Source organism: Clostridium intestinale DSM 6191 (assembly GCF_900130055.1).
Classification (GTDB): Bacteria; Bacillota; Clostridia; order Clostridiales; family Clostridiaceae; genus Clostridium_T; species Clostridium_T intestinale.
This window is the reverse complement of the sequence record NZ_FQXU01000007.1, coordinates 94,653-116,313: the sequence shown is the minus strand read 5'-3', so window position 1 is coordinate 116,313 and position 21,661 is coordinate 94,653. Positions and strand designations below refer to the sequence as shown.

Below are 21,661 nucleotides of genomic sequence, written 5' to 3'. Positions count from 1 at the left end.
TAACTTTGGATACAAGCCAATTAGTGAGAAAAGCTAAAGGTGGAGATGACAAAGCTTTTAGTAAACTTATAGAACCTATACAAGAAAAGTTATACGTTACAGCTTATTCTTATGTAGGCAATAGGGAAGATGCTCTAGATATAGTGAGTGAAGGAGTTTGCAGGGCATATACCTCAATTAAAAAATTAAAAAATGAAGCTTTATTTAACACTTGGATAACTAGAATAGTTATTAATTTATCTATTGATGTCTACAACAAAAATAAAAAGAAAGTGCAAATTGTATACGAAGATAATGATCAAGGTTATATAGAAGAGCATGATGAAAGAATAGATTTAAATAAAGCTATAGAAGCTTTAGATCCTAAATATAAAGTTATCTTACAAATGAAGTATTATGAAGGACTAACCTTAGCTGAAATAGCAAAAATATTAGAGATACCGTTAGGAACAATAAAAAGCAGTCTTAATAAAGCTCTTAACATTCTCAGGTTAGAGCTTAAGGAGGAGGTTTTAGAATGAAGAAAGAAAATAATAAAAATGATATTGAGGATTATTATAAAAATATAGAGATACCAAAAGAATTATCTAGTGCTGTAAAAAGAGGAATTGAAAAAGGGAAAAAAGAAAAAAGAAATATATATTTTAATAAAGGGTTAAAAATAGCATGCAGTTTTTTAATAGTTGTAACTTTAGGAATGCTTTTAAACAATTTAAAGCTTGGTGTAGGAGATATAGACCAAAGTGTAGAGAAAGCTAGTATAGGTTTGGAACTACCCAAAATAAAAGATGATAAAGAGCTTCTAAAACTAATTGTTTCTAGCCAAGATATAAAGAAAGAATCATCTACTAATAATGAAATCACAGGTAGTAGTAATGATGCAGGCAAATCTGATTATGGAGCAGCAGATTATTCAAAAACCAATAACCAGGTTGAGAATGTTGAAGAAGGGGATAGGGTAAAAACTGATGGTAAATATATATACACAGTTAAAAATGACTATAAAGGAGGAAATGTCTCTGAGGTAATAATCGTTAAAGGTGATGACCCAACTAATATGAAAATAGAAATAAAAATTACTTTAGAGGGATTTATTCAGGATATTTATATAACTACAAATAAGCTACTAGTAATTTCACAAAATAATAATTCCTTAGGAACCGATCTTAGCATTTATAATAAAGAAGATATTGAAAATTTAAAACTTGAAAGAAAACTAAATTATAGTGGACAGATAGTAAACAGTAGATTAATTTCAAATAAATTAATAATGATAACAAATAATAATCCATTTTCAATCTATCCAATGATGGAAGATAGTAAATCTGGCGTTATAAAAGATAATGGGAAAACAATATCTCTACCTAGATATTATGACTCTCTTAATGATAAAGAAGAAGTTACAAACATTAAGGATATTTCTTATTTTCCAGATACTAAGGGAGAGAGCATAATTAATATAGCTTCAATAGATATAAATAATTATAATGAAAAAATTAAAACTGAAACAGTTTTAGCTAGTGCAGGAAGCGTATATTCAACAGCGGATAATATATATATTACTGCATCTAAGGGAAGTTTTTCTGACTTTGCTACTAAGAATACTATATTCTCTGATGGAGATACATTAATTTATAAATACTCTATTAAAAATGGACAAATAAATCCAGTTGCTAGTGGTGAGGTAAAGGGGAGATTATTAAATCAATTTTCTATGGATGAAAATAATAATACTTTTAGAATAGCAACAACTAAGGGTTTTTCAGAGGGAAGTACAAATAATTTATATATATTAGATGAAAATCTTAAGGAATTAGGAAAGTTAGAAGGTCTTGCACCAAGGGAGAGAATTTATTCAGTTAGATTTTTAGGAGATACAGCATATATGGTTACTTTTAAACAGGTAGATCCATTATTTGTTATTGACTTAAGGGACTCAAAAAATCCAAAAGTTACTGGGGAACTTAAGATACCTGGATTTAGTAACTATCTTCATCCACTAGATGGGGAAAATTTAATAGGGTTTGGTGAAGATAGAGATGAGCTGGGTAGATATAGAGGACTAAAGCTTTCTATATTTGATGTTAAGGATGGAACATCTCCAAAGGAAAAATCTACACTTGCCTTTGGAGGAAATAAGACTCATTCAGAGGTGAATTATAATCATAAAGCTTTCTTTTTAAATAAAGAAAAATCTATTATAGGTATACCAATGGTGAACTTCACTGATTATGGGGAAAATAGAGAAGGAATAGTATATTTAGCTAAATACTCAGAAGATAGAGTGATGTCAAAGTTTGGTGAGCTAAAATTTAATACGGGTTATTATGGTTATGAAAATAGAATAATTTATATTAAAAACAATCTATATGTGGTTACCAATGAAGGGATTTTTTCATATAACATTGATAGTTTAGAGTCTTTAGGAAAAATTGAATATTAAATTATAGGCAAGTTTTTAAATTTATAGGATTTAAAAACTTGTCTTTTCATATTCTGAAAATAATATTTTCTTTCATTTGATAAAATAAAAAAGTTAATTATTATGTATAATAATATTTGAGAAGATGATGAAGGAGGAAATAAAAATGAGTTTTCCAAAAGAATTTTTGTGGGGTGGAGCGGTTGCTGCACATCAATTAGAAGGTGGATGGAATAAGGGAGGAAAAGGACCAAGTGTTGCTGATGTTATGACAGCAGGAGCCCATGGAGTGCCAAGAGTAATTACAGAAGGGGTAATTCCAGGTAATAACTACCCAAACCATGAAGCTATAGATTTTTATAATAGATATAAAGAGGACATAGCACTATTTGGAGAGATGGGATTTAAATGCTTTAGAACATCTATTGCCTGGTCAAGAATTTTTCCAAATGGAGATGAATTAGAGCCAAATGAAGAAGGATTAAAGTTTTATGATGATATGTTTGATGAATTACATAAACATGGTATAGAACCTGTAATAACTTTATCTCATTTTGAAATGCCTTATGGACTTGCAAAAAAATATGGCGGATGGAGAAGTAGAGAAGTTATTGACTGTTTTGTAAGATTCTCAAAGGCTGTATTTACTAGATATAAGGATAAAGTTAAGTATTGGATGACTTTTAATGAAATAAATAATCAAAAAAATGTTGCTAATGGAATATTTGCTTGGACTTGTTCAGGAGTTCTTTTTGAAGAGGGAGAAAACAGAGAAGAAGTTATGTATCAAGCAGTTCATCATGAATTAGTAGCTAGTGCCTTGGCTGTTAAAATAGGTCATGAGATTAATCCAGAACTAAAAATAGGATGTATGGTATCATTTGTTCCAATTTATCCGTACTCATGTAATCCAGATGACATGATGTTATCAGTTGAATCTATGCATGATCGTTATTTCTTTGCAGATGTACATTGTAGAGGTCATTATTCTTCCTATGCATTAAAGGAATGGGAAAGAAAAGGTTACAACATAAAGATGGAACCAGAAGATAAAAAGATATTAGAAGAAGGAAAAGTAGATTATATTGGATTTAGCTATTATATGTCTGATGCTGTTAAATCAGGCGTAGATACTTTAGATGAAAATTCAGTAGTAGGTTCAAGTGCTAGTGTTAAAAATCCACATGTAAAAGCTTCTGATTGGGGATGGCAGATAGATCCAGTAGGACTTCGTTATTCTTTAAATATGCTTTATGAGAGATACGAACTTCCTCTATTTATAGTTGAAAATGGATTTGGAGCAATAGATGTAAAAGAAGAAGATGGAACTGTAAATGATGATTATAGAATAGATTATTTAAGAGCTCATATTGAAGAAATGGATAAGGCTATAAATATAGATGGAGTAGATTTAATGGGTTATACTCCATGGGGATGTATAGATTTAGTTTCCTTCACTACAGGGGAAATGAAGAAACGTTATGGATTTATCTATGTTGATAAGGACAATGAGGGAAATGGAACCTTAGAAAGATCTAAAAAGAAATCTTTTGATTGGTATAAAAAGGTGATAGCTACTAATGGAGACGATTTAACTAATAACTAGAGACAGAATAAGATAAATAACTACAGGTGGACTAACAGCCACCTGTTTTTTATGCTAATATATATTAGTATATAAAAACAGGGGGATAAAATCAATGAGGATTAATATAAGTAGACTTTTTAGCGATAAAGAGTTTTATAAAAAGTTATTTATTCTAGCTATACCTATGATAATACAAAACTTTATAGTGTCGTCTATAAATATGCTAGATACTGTGATGGTTGGTGCGTTAGGAGAAAGTGAGATTGCGGCAGTTGGAATAGCAAATCAATACTTCTTTTTATATAATTTAATAATTATAGGTATAACTACAGGTTTTAGTATATTCATTTCACAGTATTGGGGAAGCAAGAATATAAAAGATATAAAGAAGTCTATAGGATTAGAATTTCTAAGTGTTATGGTGGTAGGTCTTATTTTTACATTAAGTGCATTAATTACTCCAGGTCTTATACTTAGAATATTCACAAAAGATATAACTGTAATAGGTTTTAGTGAAGGTTACCTTAGAATAGTAGTATTAAGTTACGTGATTACTGGAGTAACTATATTATTTACAGGTGCATTAAAAAGTATAGGAAATTCAAAGGTTCCTATGGTTGTAAGTGCTATGGCATTACTTATAAATGGGATTTTAAATTATATACTTATATTTGGTAAAATAGGATTTCCTTATATGGGGGTAAGAGGTGCAGCATTAGCGACTCTTATTGCAAGACTAGCTGAGATGATAATAATTATTTATTTTAGCTTTAAACATACTTCGCCACTTAGAGGAAAAATAAAGGAGTTTTTAGATTTTGATTTTAGTTTTACTAAAAAAGTATATAAGTCTGTTACTCCTGTAATATTAAATGATGGAATTTGGGCTTTAGGAATTGTTCTTTATACAGTTGCTTATGGGAAGGTTGGAACTAAAGCTATAGCTTCCGTTCAAATATCAAACACCATTCAAAACTTGTTTATGATATTTTGTATAGGAATTGCAAGTTCTTCTTTGGTTATGATAGGACATGAAATAGGTAAGAAAAAGAGAGAAAAAGCCATAGAATATGCTAAGAAATTCTCTATATTATCATTTATAATAGGTGGGATTTTAGGTGTTTTACTAATTATATTTTCACCTGTAATTTTAGAGTTGTTTAATGTTTCTAGTGAAGTTAGGAATTCCACAAGGAATATTCTAATAATATATGGAGCTATTTTCCCTATAAGATCCTTAGGAATAGTTTTGATAGCTGGAATATTCAGAGGAAGTGGAGATGCAAAATTTGCTTTAAAAGCAGAAGCTTTTGCAATGTGGGCTGTAGCTCTGCCACTATCTTTTATTGGAGCTATTGTTTTTAATTTTACGGTGGAGATGGTAGCTCTTATGGTTATTATTGAAGATATAATAAAGTGCCTTCTTTGCGTTATACATTTAAAAGGTGGAAAATGGATGCATGATTTAGTTAATCTTAAAGAAGCAAGTTAGAGTTTTGTTTTAAAAAGAAATATGGAAAATATAAATTTAATTAATCAACCTTAAAAATCAACCGAAAGGTTGATTTTATTTTTTGTCTTAAAAGATAAAATGAATATCAAGGAAGGTGATTGATACATGAATAAGATATTCGAAGTAAAAGGTTTAGAAAAAAGTTATAAAAATAATAAGGTTATAAAAAATATATCTTTTGAAGTTTTAAAAGGAGAAATACTTTGTATATTAGGCCCTAATGGTGCAGGAAAAAGTACAACTATAAATGTTCTTACAGGGGTTTTGGGTTATGAGTTAGGAGAATTATTTTATAGTGGCAGGAAAATTAAGAAAAATGATAAAGCGTTTAAAGGAAAATTAGGAGTAGTACCACAAGATATAGCTTTATATGAGGATATAAGTGCAGAACAAAATCTTAGATTTTTTGCATCTCTGTATGGATTAAAGGGGAAGGAGTTAGATGAAAAAACGAAAGAGGCCTTGGAGTTTGCTGGATTAAGTGAAAGAGCTAAAGATAAGGTGCGTACATTTTCAGGTGGAATGAAAAGAAGGCTTAATATAGCATGCGCTATAGCTCATAATCCAGAACTCTTAATAATGGACGAACCTACAGTTGGAATAGATCCTCAATCCAGGAATCATATTTTAGATTCTGTAAAAAAAATGAGAGAAAGAGGGATGACTATTATATATACAACTCATTACATGGAGGAAGTTGAAGAAATATCAACAAGGATAATTGTAATGGATAAGGGTGAGATAATAGCTTCAGGAACAAAGGAGAAGCTTAAGGAAAATGTAGTGAATTTCAAAAAAATAATTATAGAAGTTGATGATACAAGTAAAGTTAATTTAGAGAAATTCTACGATGTTGAGGGGATTAAAGAAGCTACTATAAAGGAGAAAAAAATTGAAATTATAAGTTTAACTGGAGTTGAAAATTTGGATAAAATAATTTCAATTTTAATAAATGACTCTATTAAAATCAATAATCTAACAACAGAGGTACCAAGTTTAGAAACAGTATTTTTAAATCTTACAGGGAAAACCTTAAGAGATTAGGAGGACGTAATGTATAAATTTTTACAGATTTTAAAGAGAGATTTCTTAAACATGTTATTTAATCCTATGTGGGTGTTTTATGATACAGTTTTCCCCTTAATGCTTATTTTGATTTTGGGTTTCTTAAATAGTGGAGCTTATGGAAATGAAGTGTCTTCTTATGATTATTATGGAGTAGCTATGATACTTTATATAATATTAAACACTGCAACTTTAAGTGCTAATGGTTTCATGGAAGAAAGAATTAAGAAAGGAAATATGAGATTAATATATTCACCATTACCTAAAAGTTATATATATTTATCTAAAATTTTAGCAACTTCTGCATTTGCGTCTTTATGCCATATTTCAGTAATGATTTTATTAGAGCTTTTTATGAAAGTTAATTATGGAGGAAAAAATATTATTTTTATAATTATAATACTTATTTTTGCTGAGATATTTTCATCAGTTATTGGAGTGTTGTTTTGTTGTATTTTTAAAAGTGAAAATATAGCAAATCAAATATTAAGTATTGTTGTAAATATATGGGCTTTACTTGGAGGGTTATTTTTTAAAGTTGATAGTATGGGAAAGGCTTTAGAGAAATTAAGTTATATATCTCCAGTAAAATGGATGATGATAAGTATATTTAAAATAATTTATGATAGAAACTTTTCAGATTATATGGTGACTATAGGAATACTAATAATTTCATCAATAATAGCAGGAGCTTTATGTGAGAAATTTTATAAGCCGGAGGAATATATATGATTAACATTCTAAAAAATAATTACTTTAGACTAAAGAGCAAAAAATATTATAGTATCATTTACTTAATAATGACTATACTCTCAATAGTAGCAGCAGTATATATGACATCAAAATTTCAGACTAAAGGAAATATTGCTTTAGTAACAAATGATAAAGAAAAAGCAATTAAGTCTGAATATTTTAATTTTGTTAGCTTGGAGAGAGAACCCGAGAAATATGAACTGGCTTTAGGTAGATATGATGGAGTAGTAATAGATAATGGAGCTGGAGAATATGAAATATATACTATAAAAAATACTGAATATAAACAAATGCTTAAAAAAGTTATAGATAATCCTGATTCTAAAGAGATAGGAATTGAAAGTAATAGAGGGGTAGGTACAAATATAATAGGTTTTTTAATGGTTTTTATTCTTCTTCAAAGTATTTTATTTATGTTTACCTTAGCAGAAGAAATTGAATTAAAGCAGATTGAAAGAATAGCAGTATCGCCTCTATCCTTTTTTAAATATATATTAGCTCACTTCATTTTTAATATATCTTTTATAGTTGTACCTACATTTTTAACTTTAACTATTATAAATATTTTCTTTAAAGTAAATATAGGTTTTAGTTTAACACGGTATTTAGGACTATTAATACTTTTAGGTGCCTTAGGAACAAGTTTTTCTCTATTTATAAATGCGTTTATAAAAGGTGCTGATAATGCTAATATGATAGGTTCAGCTAGTGTACTTTTAACAACAATCTTATGTGGAAGTTTTTATTCTTTTGAGAATGGAAATAAAATTCTTCAAAAAATATTATTAATTTTTCCTCAAAAAGAGTTTTTAAATTTTGTTAAGGCTCTAGAAGATGGGAAGGATATATTAAATTCACTACCTCAAATATTATATGTAATAATAATCTCGTTAGCATTTTTCCTTATTTCCGTAATAAAAATAAAAAAAGACTATGTACTAAGGAGCGAGTAAAGTAAAATAATATTAAAGTAAATTTAAATTTTAGGTGATGATATGAAAGATACACCATTATTAATATATACAAGGCTTAAAGTACCGGAACCAAGGAAAGATTATATAATAAGAGAGGATTTGTTTTTAAAACTCGAAAAAATAGATGACTATAAGGTTGTTTTAATTAAGGGTGGAGCTGGTACTGGAAAGACCACTCTTGTAAGTTCGTTTATAAAGAAGAAGGATCTTAATGCTAAATGGATATCTCTTGATGAAAGTTCTAATAATGTTTTTTCATTTTGGAACTACATGTTAGAGGCTTTAGGAGATGTTTTAGGAAGAGATAAGGATGAAATTAAAGCTATTTATGATTCTAATATGCAAAAAGACAATCTTCAAATGTTTCTAGTAGCTATATTAAATCTTTTAGATATAAATGAAGATATTTATATAGTACTTGAGGACTTCTATTATATTAAGGAAAAATTTTTAATTGAAACAATAAACTTTTTCATAAAAAATCTTTCTTTAAATGTACATTTAATAATAATAACAAGAGAGTCTCCAGATATATATTTAGGGTCAATAAGTATGGAAGGAAGACTTCTATCTATTGAAGATAATGAGTTAAATCTAAGTAGAACTTTAGGAATTAGCTTTTTAAAAGATACTCTTAAACTAGATTTTAGAGAAGATATATTGAACTATATATATGAGCTCTCAGAAGGCTGGATTGGAGGATTGCAGTTAATTGCTTCATCAGCCAATATAAAAAGTGAAAAAGAAATATTTAAGCTTAATTTCAAAAATAGAGTTATAGAAGAATATATAAACAAAGAAATATATGAGTTTTTTAGTGAAGAAGAAAAAGAGTTTTTATTAGAAACTTCAATACTTTCATATTTTAATGAAGATATATGCAAAAGGTTTATCCCTCAGTTTAATTTTAGAGGTATACTTTATAGCTTAGTAAATAGAAATACTTTAATAAGTTGCGTTAATGAAGAGTTTGAAATATATAGATATCATAATATATTAAGAGAATATTTAGAAGAAAAAGTAGATAGAGATAAAAAGATAAAAGCTCATATAAGGGCTTCAAGTGTCTTTAAAGACTTAGGAGATTATAGTGAGGCTATTAATCATCTTTTGCTTGCAGGGGATTATGAAGAGGCAATGGAAACTATTTTGGAACACTCTAGGAGTTTAAATCTATTTTCTTACATAGAGAGAATTCCTAAAGAGTTCATTATAAAAAATCCTGATTTTGCCTATCAAAGTTTTTTCTATTATTATGCTAATTTAGAAGTTGATAAAGGTAGTGAACTATACGATTTAATTATTAGAAATATGAATACTAGCCCTATATTAGAAGCCTTTAAGTTTTCTAATATGTTTATAGAAGATAATTTTAAATTAAATGAGATTGAAGTAATGCCTCTAGCTGAAATTGATAAGCTTAAGCTAAAGGATTCTACAAAAGCGTATCTATTATTAAAAGAGGCATCTTTTTTATATGTTCAATCTAAGTACAATGAAGCATTAGATTTTCTTGAAAAAATTGATAACTATTCAATAACCAAAGACAATTTCTATATTCAATTTTTCTCTTTTAGTGTTAAATCGCAGGTTTTAGAGGATATGGGGGAAGTCAATAAAACCTTTGAATTATATGAGGGAATGAAAGAGATGATTTTAACCTATAAAAGGTTGCCTATGCTTACTGTAAGCTTTTATATAGGTATTACTGGAATGTATTTAAAAAGAATGGAATTAGAAAAAGCAAAAATATCATTATCTGAAGCTTACAAGTATATGCCAAATGAAGCTGTAACAATGAACAGGGGATATAGGTATAATCTATGTGAGTATAAGTTTATTATAGGAGAAACAGAAGAAGCTATTAAAATACTAGAAGAACTTATTAAACTAGAGTCCTACAAGAATTATGTATTTATATCCCCACTTCTTAAATATATATATAAATTTGAGAATGAAATAATAAAAGATTTTATAAGTGGATATGAAAAACAACAAGAGGAGAGAAAAAGTTTAGATAGCAAGCTTTTGTATGGATCAATTCTTTTTAAAAAAGGCAAGAAAGAAGAAGCGCTAGAGTTAGTTAATGAGGTTTTAAGATATTCTAGAAAAAGAAAAATTAAACTTAAGATGGTTCAAGGATCTTTGCTTAAGATAAGTATTATCATAGAGGATTTGGAAAAAAATAGAGAAGTCAAAAACCTATTTATAGAAGCATTACATTACAGTTATGAAAATAAAATTCTTCAACCTTATTTTTTCGAAAAAGATATAGTTAATAGACTTACTACAGAAGGAAGATTTAATATTATTAGCGAACTTACAAATAAGGAAAAGCTTCACTACGAAGAAATCATTAATATTATTAGAACTAAAGATGATATTATTTTAAGTCAGCGTGAGATAGATGTTCTTAAAGAGATTGCAAAAGGATCTACTAATAAAGAAATAGGAGAAAATTTGTTTATCTCAATTTCAACAGTTAAGACTCATATCATAAATATATATGGTAAACTTCAGGTTAGTAACAGGGTTTCGGCTGTAGAAGAGGGTAAAAGGCTTAAAATGATATAAGAGAACATGTTCATAGGCTTGAAATTTATTTAAATATAATATATGATAAATACAATAAAACTTTGGAGGAATATTATGAAAACACTTTGTTTAAAAAAATTACATCATCATACCTAGAGACTTGATCTGCTTAGATGTAGATACAAGTCTATTAATGTAGGCTTGTATCCTCTAGGTGATGATGAATTAAGTGTAATCATAATTTGTTAAGCCATGTGGGATTTTGCCTGCATGGCTTTTTGTTATATAAAAATATATTAAAGGAGAGTTAAACATGAAAACAAAAATTAAACCAAGTATATTATCAGGATTTATGGAGCTTTTGCCAAAAGAGCAGGAAAAGTTTAATAATATTTTAGAGAAAATAACTAATGTTTATGAGAAAAATGGATGCCTTCCTATGGATACTCCCATAATAGAAAAAGCAGAAGTTTTATTAGCTAAATCTGGAGGAGAAACAGAAAAACAAGTATACAGCTTCTCAAAAGGGAAAAATAATTTAGCGCTACGTTTTGATTTAACTGTGCCATTTGCAAGGTATGCTGCACAATATTATAATGAACTGGTTTTTCCATTTAAGAGATATCAAGTAGGTAAGGTTTATAGAGGGGAAAGAAATCAAAAAGGAAGATATAGAGAATTTTATCAATGCGATGTAGATATTATAGGAAAAGATGAGCTAAGTATAAAAAATGATGCGTGGATTATAAATCTAGTATCAAAGTCTTTTAAAGCCATTGGATTAAGTGGATATAAGATTCAAATAAGCAATAGAAAGATTTTGAAAGGTTTGTTAACTGAGCTATCTATTGAAAATAGTAAAGAAGTTATGATCTTAATAGATAAGTATGACAAGATAGGAAAAGAAGCTTTTATAGATGAATTAAATGTATTAGTAGGAGAAGATAGGAGTAAGTTTATTAAATCTATATTAGATATGGGGTTAGAAGATTTAGAAAAATTGACTATAAACAATGAAGATTTCAAAAAAGGTATAGAAAATCTTAAAGAAGTGAAGTTAATGCTTAAAGTTTTTGGAGTTAAAGAAAATGAGTACGAAATAAATTTAAAGATTATAAGAGGACTTGATTATTATACAGGAACAGTATTTGAAACAATACTTGAGGGAAATGAGAGCTATGGATCTATATGTTCAGGAGGGAGATATGATAATTTAGCTGAGAATTATACTGATAATATACTACCGGGCGTAGGTATGTCAATTGGACTTACTAGATTGTTTTTTATACTTCAAGAAATAGGGTTTATAAATAATTATAAAATTCCAAATAAATTTAAATATTTAATTTTGCCTATAGGAGATACCTTAGAATATTGCGGATTAATAATAAAAAGATTAGAGGAAAAAGAATTGGATTATTCTATATATTTAGAGAGTTCAACATTAAAGAAAAAAATGAACTATGCAAATAAACTTGGTTTTGAGAATGTAATATTGGTTGGAGATGATGAGGTTAAAAATAATGAACTAAAAATAAAGAAAATGACAACTGGAGAAGAAGTTAAATTAGATATAAAGGAACTTTAAAACTTTTCTAAACTTTTTTACTTAATATAAATATTGTTTGGATTTTTGAAATATAAATATATAGTTATTAATTTTAATATTAGGGGGCTTAGATGTACACAACATCAGAACTTTTTGCTAAGATGATTCAAATTGTATTTATAAACTTGGTTTTATCAGGAGACAATGTAGCTATTATATCACTTTCGGTAAAAAACTTGCCGGTACATAAAGCAAAATTAGTAAGTATGATAGGAGTTATTTTAGCCCTAATTTTTAGAATTTTTTTTGTGGCTATAATAGGTGTTTTATTTAATTTGAAATGGCTCCATCTAAACTTAGTTGGCGGAATAATACTTATATTAGTTACTATTAATATGTTTAACCATGAGAAAAGCACTTCTGATTCTGATAAAGATGATAATGACGGATTTATGAAGGCTTTATTTTCAATAATTATCTCAGATATTAGTATGAGTCTAGATAATGTACTTGCAATTACTTCTATTACCATGGCTGACAGTGGAGTAATTAGTAGGCAAGAAATGACGCTTATAATATTTGGAACAATAGCGTGTATGCCTATTATATTTTTTGGTAGTGAGGCTGTATCAAAATTAATGAACAAATGCCAGGCTGTTATATATCTTTGCGCAGGATTATTAGTATATACAGCTACAAAAATGATTTTAAGTGATAGTATAGTTTCGAACTTAATTAATAAAGTGAATCCTGTAATAGGACTAGCTGTAATTGTAATTATGGCAACAATTTTAATTGTAATCATGATTAAGGACAAAAAGAAGAGCTGCTGATTTATTAAAGAAATAGTAAAAAGATTTTTAGTATAATTCTAAAAGTCTTTTCTTTTTAAAAGAACATTAGTAGAAAAATGGCAATAATTATGATATTATTACATTTGGTATTTTATTTTAAATACATTAAGGAGGAAGTGGATGGATAAACTTAATTTGGTATTAGTATTTTTAGAAGGAGTAATATCTTTGTTTTCTCCTTGCGTGTTACCAATACTTCCAGTATACATAGGAATGCTTTCTAATAGCAGTGTAGATAGCTTAAGCAGAAATTTTAAATTCAAAAATTCTATATTGTTAAAAAACACTCTATTTTTTATACTTGGAATATCATCAACATTTTTTATATTAGGTTTTTCTATAAATAAATTAAGCAATATATTTATAACTAATAAATACTTAGTTGAAATCCTAGGGGGAGTAATAATTATTTTTTTAGGGATATTTTATATGGGATATCTTAAAATACCATTTTTGTATAGAGAAAAAAGATTTAATATAAACCATAAAACTATGAATTTCTATACTGCTTTTCTGCTAGGATTCTTTTTTAGTTTTGGATGGACACCATGTATAGGTCCAATGCTTGCATCGGTGTTATTTTTAACTGCGCAATCAGATAGTGCCTTATTTAGTGGTATTGTAATATTAATATACTCTTTAGGATTTACTTTACCATTTTTATTAATAGCTATTTTCTATAATAAGTTATTTGTATATATTGATAAAGTAAAACTAAGAATAAATGATATAAAAAAGCTTGGAGGGGTAATACTTTTAATAGTCGGATTTATCATGTTCTTTAGAGGTAGTAACAGTTTGCTTGAAGAACAGAAGGGTAAGATTAATAACTCTACAAGTATCAATGAGAACATCACCAAAGATACGGAAGATGAAGAAGTTCAAGCTCCTAATTTTACTTTGATTGATCAATATGGAAAGATTCATGATTTGAAATCTTATAAGGGAAAAACAGTTTTCTTGAATTTTTGGGCCACTTGGTGTCCACCTTGTAGAGAAGAGATGCCGAATATAGAATCTATATATAAAGAATATGGAGAAAACAAAAATGAAGTAGTAATATTAGGGGTAGCTGCGCCTAGTTTAGGAAATGAGGGTTCTACAGAAGATATTATAAAGTTTTTAAAGGATAATGGTTATAGTTTCCCAGTGCTTTTTGATAATGGAGGAAAGGTAATGAATAGCTATAATATTAGTGCCCTACCTACAACCTTCATTATAGATAAGGATGGAAATATAAAAGGGTATGTTCCTGGTGCAATGGATAAAGAAACAATGAAAAAGATAATAGGGCTTGAATAAAAGTTTAGGTTTGAAATTAGCATTTATTTTGATAATATATAAATAGGGTTTACCTAAATTCCGCAGAAAGATAACTAACTTTAACAAAAGTAATATATCAAAGAATTTAATTTGTATTCAAATGTTTATAAGTTAAGTTTAAGATAGCTCAAGAAGATTAAGGAGTGATTTTATGGCAAACAATAGAACAGAATTAATACAAAGCGCCCTAGGTTCAGTTTTTACAGTTTTTAGTGAAGATCAGTTAAAAGAATTAAGAGGAAAAAATAGAAAGATAGCTATCTGTGGAAAAATAAATAACCCAGGAATTATAGATATTCCAGAAGGAGCTACTCTTCAAGATATAATAGAATTATGTGGTGGAATAATAAACAAAAGCAATTTTAAAGCTGCCCAAATTGGACTTCCTTTTGGAGGATTTTTAACAGAATCAAGTTTAGATAAAGAATTTGATTTTGATTTATTTTATGAGAATATTGATAAGACTATAATAGTTTTATCAGAAGAAGATTGTATAATTCAATATCAAATGTTCTATATTGAATATTTGTTAGCTAAGGTGAAAGAAGGATCCTATAAAAACTATGAGATAGTAGTAGATGAAATAACTAATATGCTTAAGACTTTAGATAGAATAAGTAAAGGCGTATCTAATATGAGAGACGTTTATCATCTAAGAAACTTAGCACAAATAGTAAAAGGCAAAATGAAACAAAAACATAATTCAATGGAAGATATAATTACTACTTTCTACCATGAAATAGAAGAGCATATAGAAGAAAACAAATGTTATACAGCTCAATGTAACCATTTAATAAAACTAACAATAACTTCAAAATGTATTGGGTGTGGAGCATGTAAAAGAGCATGTCCAGTTGATTGTATAAATGGAGAGGTAAGAAAGCAACATTACATAGACTATAATAGATGTACACACTGTGGAGCTTGTGTATCAGCTTGCCCTGTAGATGCTATAAAAACAGGAGACAACACATTAAAGTTTATAAGAGATTTAGCTACACCAAATAAGGTAGTGATTACACAAATGGCTCCAGCTATTAGAGTTGCGATAGGAGAAGCATTTGATTTTGAGTCAGGAGAAAATGTTGAAAAGAAACTAGCAGCAGGTTTAAGAAAACTTGGTGTTGATTATGTATTTGATACAACTTGGGGAGCTGACTTAACAATAATGGAAGAAGCTGCTGAGTTCCAAGAAAGATTAGAAGGACATTTAGCTGGGGATACTAATGTCAAACTTCCTATACTTACTTCATGTTGCCCTTCATGGATTAAATTTATAGAGGAAAACTATGCAGATATGCTTGAAGTACCATCATCGGCTAAATCTCCAATGCAGATGTTTGCTACAATTGCAAAAGAGGTTTGGGCAAAAGAAAAGGGTCTTTCAAGAGAAGAAGTAACATCGGTTGCAATTATGCCATGTATTGCAAAAAAATATGAAGCATCAAGAGCAGAATTTTCTGTAGATGGTAATTATGACGTTGATTATGTTATAACTACTAGAGAGCTTATAAGAATATTTGAGAACTCAGGAATAAACTTAAAGGAACTTGAGGATGAAGAAATAGACTCAGTTATGGGAGAATATACAGGTGGTGGAATAATCTTCGGTAGAACAGGTGGAGTTATTGAGTCAACTGTAAGAACTGCTGTTGAGAATATAACTGGAAATAAACTTGAGAATGTAGAGTTTGAAAAGCTTAGAGGCTGGGATGGATTTAGAATATGTGAGTTAGATGTTGAGGGTATAAAACTAAGAATTGGTGTTGCCCATGGACTTAGAGAAGCCGCTAAGATGTTAGATAAGATAAGATCAGGTGAAGAATTCTTCCATGCCATAGAAATAATGGCTTGTATAGGTGGATGCGTAGGTGGAGGCGGTCAGCCTAAGATAAAGAAAAATAGACAACAAGGCTTAGAGTTAAGAGCTGAAGGATTAAATAATATAGATAGACAAAAAACTCTAAGAGTATCAAAAGAGAATCCAGAAGTAAAAGCACTTTATGAAAAATATCTAGATCACCCATTAAGTGCAAAAGCTCATGAATTACTTCACACTACTTATTTCCCAAAAATAAAAAGATAAAATGACTAATCATTAAAATTTAAGCTATTATTTCAAGTGTTAATTTGAAATAATAGCTTCTTTTATTTTTCTAAAGTTACTACCACTAATTCAGGAGAATTATTAATTCTAAAGGGGAAAATACTATTTCCAAGCCCTCTACTCACAATCATAGAAGTATTATCCTCTTTATAAATACCACTTGTATATTTAGGGAAAAATCCTTGGCTTGGAGCAAGTAATCCACCTACAAAAGGAATTCTAAACTGTCCACCATGAGCATGACCGGAGAAAACTAAATCCACTTTTGCATCTTTATAATCTACTATTTTTTCTGGACGATGAGATAACAGCATCTTAAAATCTGAATCTATATCCTTTGATAAGTCAACTAATAATTTTTTAAATAATTCATCTTGATTTGATGTTTGAATAAATGCGGGATCATCAAGTCCAATCAGACCAATAGAAGAACTATCTTTTTGAATAAAAACATTTTTGTTATTTAATATGTTAACTCCAGATGAAGTAAGTCTATCACACAACTCATTGTAAGACTCAATACGGCTCTCATGGTTACCTGAAATAAAATATATTGGAGCTATGTCTGTTATGCCATCAATGTATTTCATTGAAATATCTATGTTAGTATTATAGGAATCTATTAAATCACCTGTAATAAATATTATATCAGGATCAATTTCTTTTGTTTTTTCTATTAAAGTTTTTTGATTCTTACCAAACTCTGCGTTGTGTAAATCAGAGATTTGAAGTATTTTATACCCATCAAAGGATGCAGGAATTTTACTGTTTTTATAAGTAATATTAGATATAACAATTTTTTTACTGTAAACAATAACTAGAAGTACTATTAAAACTAAAATTATTATAGAAAAGAGTAATTTATTTTGTGCAAATTTCACCGATTACCTCCTAAGTATTATTAAATTTGAACTTCATTATAGAAGTAAGTATTAAGAAATAATACTTTTATAGATATATTTTATACTAAAGCTGTTGATTTTAGAAACTATAAAATTTATATTTTATAGGTGAATTGAAAATGAGAACTATTTTCTCTATAATATATTAGAGGTAATGGAGGTAGATTTAATGGATTTTAAAAAACTAGTTGAAAGATTTACTGAGGTGTCTTTTTCTATAACCGATGTTCATTGGTTTGTAAGGGAACCAGGAAGTTGCGCTAGAGGCATATATACAGATTGGTGTTCTTTTGTATTTCCAATAACAGGCAAGGCTAATTTTGCTATAGGAGGAGTGGAATATGAATTAAAAGCAGGAAAAGTGATGCATTGTGGATCAAATGAAGTTTTAGATAAATGTGTTCTTGGGAATTTGCCCTGGGGGTATTATGAGATATATTATAAACTTAATAATCCAACTCAAGAAGATTCGAAAACAATAGATAAAACTTATATTCTTGATATAGGGGATATTTCACAAATAAAAGAGCTATTACATGAGATGCTAAAAACTTATAGAACTCCGGGAATAATACCAGAATTTAAGGTGAAAAAACTTTTTTATTCTATTATATATGAAGTTCTAGTAAGTAACAGGGATGTCCTTAATTCAGAAAATCAATGGGTAGTAGAGGATGCTGTTGATTATATACATAATAACTATATTCATAGTATTACTTTAGAGGACCTGTCTAACAGATATAAGTTAAAGGAAGATAAATTTTCATATATTTTTAATAAATATACAGGTATTAGACCGATTAATTATTTGATTGAACACAGAATGAAAATTGCAGAAAAATTATTAGCTACAAACAAATATAGTGTTAATGCTGTTTCTGAGAAAGTTGGATATTCAGATCCATATTATTTTAGCCGATTATTTAAAAAACATAAGAATATTTCTCCAAGTGAATTAAAGAAGAGATTTAAGAATAATCCATTATAATTTTAATATTTATCTATTTTTTATATTCTGGCCTGCTGATATAATTTACACAGAATGATAATTATTATCAATTACAGAGGGGAGAAATAAAATGAAAAAGAAATTACTAGCATTAACTTTAGCAACATTAACAGTTTTGGGGGTGACAGGTTGTAGTAACAAGGGAGCAGCTCAAGAAACTCCCAAAGAATCTGAAAATAAAGAGATAAAGTTAACATATAAAGACAAGGAATATACAGTTCCAGGATCTGATGCGAAATTAGTTATAACAGGAAGTTTAGAATCTCTTGAAGATGCACTTTTACTTGGGGTTAAGCCTATGGGGGCAATGACTGTAGGAGGAAGTTTCCCAGATATGTTTAAAACAATCACTGGAGATTCCAAAGCTATAGGAGAGAAAACTCAACCTAATGTTGAAACTATATTATCATTAAAACCTGATTTAATATTAGGTTCAAGTAAGTTCCCAGAAGAAACATTAGAAAAACTTAATAAAATTGCTCCAACTGTACCAGTATCACATATAGCGACTGATTGGGAAGCAAATCTTATTTTAATGGGACAACTAAGTGGAAAAGAAGATAAGGCGAAGGAAATTATAGCTAACTATAAAAAAGATGCAAGCGAATCAAAGGAAAAGTTGGCTAATAGTTTAAAAGGAAAAAAGGTATTAGCAGCTAGAATAAGAGCAGGCAACATAGCTATTTATCCAGCAAACATATTCTTTAATACAGTACTTTATAGTGATTTAGGATTAGAAGTACCAGAACCAGTTGCAGCAGCAAAAGCTCAAGAAAATATTTCTTTAGAAAAGCTTTCAGAACTTAACCCAGATTATATTTTCCTTCAATTTTCTGAAGATGAAAATGCGGACAAACCTAAAGCTTTAGAAGAATTAGAAAGTAATCCTATTTGGAAAAATCTTAACGCTGTAAAAAATGGTAAGGTATTTGTAAATGTAGTTGATCCTTTAGCACAAGGAGGAACTGCTTGGAGTAAAACTGAGTTCCTAAAGGCAGCAGTTTCAAAGTTATCTAAATAAACAGGAGTGAGAGCACATTATGGCAAAAAATAGGCCGATTCCAATTATAATTTTGTTATTATCACCAATAGTAATAATATTGGCTATAGTATTATCAGTTATTTATGGAGCAAAAGATATTAATATAAATGTAATAAGAGATGCTTTTTTAAACTTTGATGGGGAGAATGTAAATCATCAAATCATAATGTACTCTCGAATACCTAGGGTTATAGGTGCACTACTAATTGGAGCTTTTTTAGCTATATCAGGTGCAATAATGCAGGGGATGACAAGGAATTATCTTGCATCCCCTTCTATTATGGGAGTATCAGATGGGTCAGTTTTTGCAATTACAATATGTATGATATTTTTTCCAGATACATCATCTCTTAATATGATTTTTTACTCTTTTGTAGGATCTGCAATAGGAGCAGGTTTAGTATTTGGACTAGCATCTTTAACACCAAATGGAATGTCTCCTGTTAGGCTAGCTATAATAGGAACAATAACAGGAAGTTTTTTAAGTAGTATTTCTGCTGCTTTATCTACATACTTTCAGGTATCACAAAACATAAGCTTTTGGTATAATGCTAAGCTTCATCAAATAACCCCAGATAAAATAAAAATAATAATTCCCTTTGCTATTATAGGAATAATAACCTCATTAATTATTTCAAAATCAATAACTATTTTATCTTTAGGAGAAGAAATATCTATAAGTCTTGGACAAAATACAAAATTGATCAAAATAGTAGCAATGGGGACAGTAGTTATATTAACTGGAATATCTGTAGCATTAGCTGGTAAGATTGCTTTTGTGGGGCTTATTATTCCTCATATCGTAAGATTTTTTGTTGGCAGTGATTATAGATGGATAGTACCTTGTTCAGGTGTAATGGGATCTATATTATTAGCTTTTTCAGACATAATAAGTAGATTTATAAATTATCCTTTTGAAACGCCAATAGGCGTTGTTACATCATTTATAGGAGTGCCTTTCTTTTTATATTTGGCTAGGACAAAAGGAGGCAAAAAATGAACAAGGATTCGTTAAGAAGATATAGTACAGTTTTAATAGTAAGTATTATTTTAATTTTATTAGCAGTATATGTAAGTCTTACTAATGGAACGTATGATATTTCTGTGAGAGATATATTAGAAACTTTATTTAGGATAAATCCAACTCCAGATAAAGATTTAGTAATATTTGAATTTAGGTTACCAAGAATAATAGTTGCGGCTCTAGTGGGATTTGGGCTAGGTATTGCAGGAACTGTAATTCAAGGAATTACTAAAAATGGACTTGCTGATCCTGGAATATTAGGTATTAACTCAGGAGCCAGTTTAACAATAGTATTATTTATATTCTTATTTAATGGAAAACTTAAGGGAGCAGGATTGATTTCTATATTATCTATGCCCTTATTTGGACTTATAGGTGGATTAGGCTCTGCACTATTAATTTATCTTTTTGCATGGAAAAATGGAAGGTTAGATACTCAAAGATTGATTTTAGTAGGGATAGCAATAAGTTCAGGCTTGGGAGCATTATCGTTGTTTATATCTTTAAAAATGGATGCAGCAGATTTTGAAATGGCCGCAGTGTGGATTAACGGAAGTATATGGGGAGCTAACTGGAAATACATAGTATCCATAATTCCTTGGCTTTTAGTTCTTGTACCTATTATTATAAGTAAATCTTTTGTATTAGATCTTTTTCAATTAGAAGAGGACTCTGTTAAAAGTTTAGGAGTTTCAACTGAAAAAGAAAAAGGGGTTCTTCTATTAGCAGCTATAGGTATAGTAAGTGCTTGCGTATCTGTATCTGGAAGCATTGGATTTGTTGGGCTTTTGGCACCTCATATAGCTAAAACCTTAGTTGGAATTCATCATAATAGAGTAATTTTTGTATCGGGATTGGTAGGAATGCTTTTACTTATTGTTTCAGACTTTATAGGTAAAACAATATTTTCTCCAGTTGAATTACCTGTAGGGATTGTCATTTCCATAATAGGGATTCCTTATTTTGTATATCTATTAATAAAGTCAAAAGCTTAATGGAGG

At 28.9% G+C, this 21,661-nt stretch carries 17 protein-coding genes; 16 read left to right on the top strand and 1 reads right to left on the bottom strand.

Features of this window, described 5'->3' with window-relative positions:
• The first annotated feature begins 5 nt into the window (after nt 1-5).
• From BUA92_RS11480 to BUA92_RS11425, 12 genes are all read left to right on the top strand, one after another.
• Complete coding sequence (locus tag BUA92_RS11480; RefSeq protein WP_073019671.1) at nt 6-521, top strand: sigma-70 family RNA polymerase sigma factor; 516 nt, start codon at nt 6-8, stop codon at nt 519-521.
• The gene (locus BUA92_RS11475; RefSeq protein ID WP_073019670.1) at nt 518-2,443 is read left to right on the top strand and encodes a beta-propeller domain-containing protein; all 1,926 of its coding nucleotides are present in this window, start codon (nt 518-520) and stop codon (nt 2,441-2,443) included. Before BUA92_RS11480 ends, BUA92_RS11475 begins: the two co-directional genes overlap by 4 nt.
• A gap of 145 nt (nt 2,444-2,588) precedes the next feature.
• The gene (locus BUA92_RS11470) at nt 2,589-4,028 is read left to right on the top strand and encodes a 6-phospho-beta-glucosidase (RefSeq protein ID WP_073019669.1); all 1,440 of its coding nucleotides are present in this window, start codon (nt 2,589-2,591) and stop codon (nt 4,026-4,028) included.
• A 94-nt stretch (nt 4,029-4,122) separates the two neighbouring features.
• The gene (locus tag BUA92_RS11465) at nt 4,123-5,502 is read left to right on the top strand and encodes an MATE family efflux transporter (protein WP_073019668.1); all 1,380 of its coding nucleotides are present in this window, start codon (nt 4,123-4,125) and stop codon (nt 5,500-5,502) included.
• 126 nt (nt 5,503-5,628) lie between these two features.
• A complete protein-coding gene (locus BUA92_RS11460) occupies nt 5,629-6,567 on the top strand; it encodes an ABC transporter ATP-binding protein (RefSeq protein ID WP_073019665.1) in 939 nt (312 codons plus the stop codon).
• A 9-nt stretch (nt 6,568-6,576) separates the two neighbouring features.
• Nucleotides 6,577-7,320, top strand: coding sequence for an ABC transporter permease (locus BUA92_RS11455; protein WP_073019662.1), 744 nt, complete (start codon nt 6,577-6,579; stop codon nt 7,318-7,320).
• Nucleotides 7,317-8,294 carry an ABC transporter permease gene (locus BUA92_RS11450; RefSeq protein WP_083553497.1) on the top strand — a complete coding sequence of 326 codons (978 nt, stop codon included), beginning with the start codon at nt 7,317-7,319 and terminating at the stop codon, nt 8,292-8,294. The genes BUA92_RS11455 and BUA92_RS11450 overlap by 4 nt, the downstream gene beginning before the upstream one ends.
• 42 nt (nt 8,295-8,336) lie before the next feature.
• Nucleotides 8,337-10,889: a LuxR C-terminal-related transcriptional regulator gene (locus BUA92_RS23750; protein WP_073019657.1), complete on the top strand. Its 2,553-nt coding sequence runs from the start codon at nt 8,337-8,339 to the stop codon at nt 10,887-10,889.
• Nucleotides 10,890-11,163: 274 nt separating this feature from the next.
• Nucleotides 11,164-12,438: a histidine--tRNA ligase gene (gene hisS / locus BUA92_RS11440; protein ID WP_073019654.1), complete on the top strand. Its 1,275-nt coding sequence runs from the start codon at nt 11,164-11,166 to the stop codon at nt 12,436-12,438.
• A gap of 92 nt (nt 12,439-12,530) precedes the next feature.
• Nucleotides 12,531-13,232, top strand: coding sequence for a YjbE family putative metal transport protein (locus tag BUA92_RS11435; RefSeq protein ID WP_073019651.1), 702 nt, complete (start codon nt 12,531-12,533; stop codon nt 13,230-13,232).
• Nucleotides 13,233-13,373: 141 nt separating this feature from the next.
• Nucleotides 13,374-14,555, top strand: coding sequence for a cytochrome c biogenesis protein/redoxin (locus BUA92_RS11430; RefSeq protein ID WP_073019649.1), 1,182 nt, complete (start codon nt 13,374-13,376; stop codon nt 14,553-14,555).
• A 172-nt stretch (nt 14,556-14,727) separates the two neighbouring features.
• Nucleotides 14,728-16,662 carry a [FeFe] hydrogenase, group A gene (locus tag BUA92_RS11425; RefSeq protein WP_073019646.1) on the top strand — a complete coding sequence of 645 codons (1,935 nt, stop codon included), beginning with the start codon at nt 14,728-14,730 and terminating at the stop codon, nt 16,660-16,662.
• Nucleotides 16,663-16,724: 62 nt separating this feature from the next.
• Here BUA92_RS11425 and BUA92_RS11420 read toward each other — a convergent pair whose 3' ends face one another.
• A complete protein-coding gene (locus tag BUA92_RS11420; RefSeq protein WP_073019644.1) occupies nt 16,725-17,564 on the bottom strand; it encodes a metallophosphoesterase in 840 nt (279 codons plus the stop codon).
• Nucleotides 17,565-17,754: 190 nt separating this feature from the next.
• Between BUA92_RS11420 and BUA92_RS11415 the strand changes: the two genes are divergently transcribed.
• The 4 genes from BUA92_RS11415 (at nt 17,755) to BUA92_RS11400 (ending at nt 21,655) form a co-directional block, all read left to right on the top strand.
• Nucleotides 17,755-18,573, top strand: a complete 819-nt coding sequence (locus tag BUA92_RS11415) for a helix-turn-helix domain-containing protein (protein ID WP_073019642.1) — start codon at nt 17,755-17,757, stop codon at nt 18,571-18,573.
• A gap of 91 nt (nt 18,574-18,664) precedes the next feature.
• The gene (locus tag BUA92_RS11410) at nt 18,665-19,615 is read left to right on the top strand and encodes an iron-hydroxamate ABC transporter substrate-binding protein (protein WP_073019640.1); all 951 of its coding nucleotides are present in this window, start codon (nt 18,665-18,667) and stop codon (nt 19,613-19,615) included.
• 19 nt (nt 19,616-19,634) lie between these two features.
• On the top strand, nt 19,635-20,636 hold the full coding sequence (locus BUA92_RS11405) for a FecCD family ABC transporter permease (protein WP_073019637.1): 1,002 nt from the start codon (nt 19,635-19,637) through the stop codon (nt 20,634-20,636).
• Nucleotides 20,633-21,655 (top strand): FecCD family ABC transporter permease, encoded by a 1,023-nt coding sequence (locus BUA92_RS11400; protein WP_073019635.1) that lies wholly within the window; start codon nt 20,633-20,635, stop codon nt 21,653-21,655. The genes BUA92_RS11405 and BUA92_RS11400 overlap by 4 nt, the downstream gene beginning before the upstream one ends.
• The last annotated feature ends 6 nt before the right edge of the window (nt 21,656-21,661 follow it).

Bases quoted from the DNA above. Each gene is read 5' to 3' on its own strand.
- BUA92_RS11465 (WP_073019668.1), top strand. From the start codon at position 4,123: ATGAGGATTAATATAAGTAGACTTTTTAGCGATAAAGAGTTTTATAAA.
- BUA92_RS11410 (WP_073019640.1), top strand. From the start codon at position 18,665: ATGAAAAAGAAATTACTAGCATTAACTTTAGCAACATTAACAGTTTTG.
- BUA92_RS11430 (WP_073019649.1), top strand. From the start codon at position 13,374: ATGGATAAACTTAATTTGGTATTAGTATTTTTAGAAGGAGTAATATCT.
- hisS (WP_073019654.1), top strand. From the start codon at position 11,164: ATGAAAACAAAAATTAAACCAAGTATATTATCAGGATTTATGGAGCTT.
- BUA92_RS11405 (WP_073019637.1), top strand. From the start codon at position 19,635: ATGGCAAAAAATAGGCCGATTCCAATTATAATTTTGTTATTATCACCA.
- BUA92_RS11460 (WP_073019665.1), top strand. From the start codon at position 5,629: ATGAATAAGATATTCGAAGTAAAAGGTTTAGAAAAAAGTTATAAAAAT.
- BUA92_RS11475 (WP_073019670.1), top strand. From the start codon at position 518: ATGAAGAAAGAAAATAATAAAAATGATATTGAGGATTATTATAAAAAT.
- BUA92_RS11400 (WP_073019635.1), top strand. From the start codon at position 20,633: ATGAACAAGGATTCGTTAAGAAGATATAGTACAGTTTTAATAGTAAGT.
- BUA92_RS11435 (WP_073019651.1), top strand. From the start codon at position 12,531: ATGTACACAACATCAGAACTTTTTGCTAAGATGATTCAAATTGTATTT.
- BUA92_RS11470 (WP_073019669.1), top strand. From the start codon at position 2,589: ATGAGTTTTCCAAAAGAATTTTTGTGGGGTGGAGCGGTTGCTGCACAT.
- BUA92_RS11455 (WP_073019662.1), top strand. From the start codon at position 6,577: ATGTATAAATTTTTACAGATTTTAAAGAGAGATTTCTTAAACATGTTA.
- BUA92_RS11425 (WP_073019646.1), top strand. From the start codon at position 14,728: ATGGCAAACAATAGAACAGAATTAATACAAAGCGCCCTAGGTTCAGTT.
- BUA92_RS11415 (WP_073019642.1), top strand. From the start codon at position 17,755: ATGGATTTTAAAAAACTAGTTGAAAGATTTACTGAGGTGTCTTTTTCT.
- BUA92_RS11450 (WP_083553497.1), top strand. From the start codon at position 7,317: ATGATTAACATTCTAAAAAATAATTACTTTAGACTAAAGAGCAAAAAA.
- BUA92_RS23750 (WP_073019657.1), top strand. From the start codon at position 8,337: ATGAAAGATACACCATTATTAATATATACAAGGCTTAAAGTACCGGAA.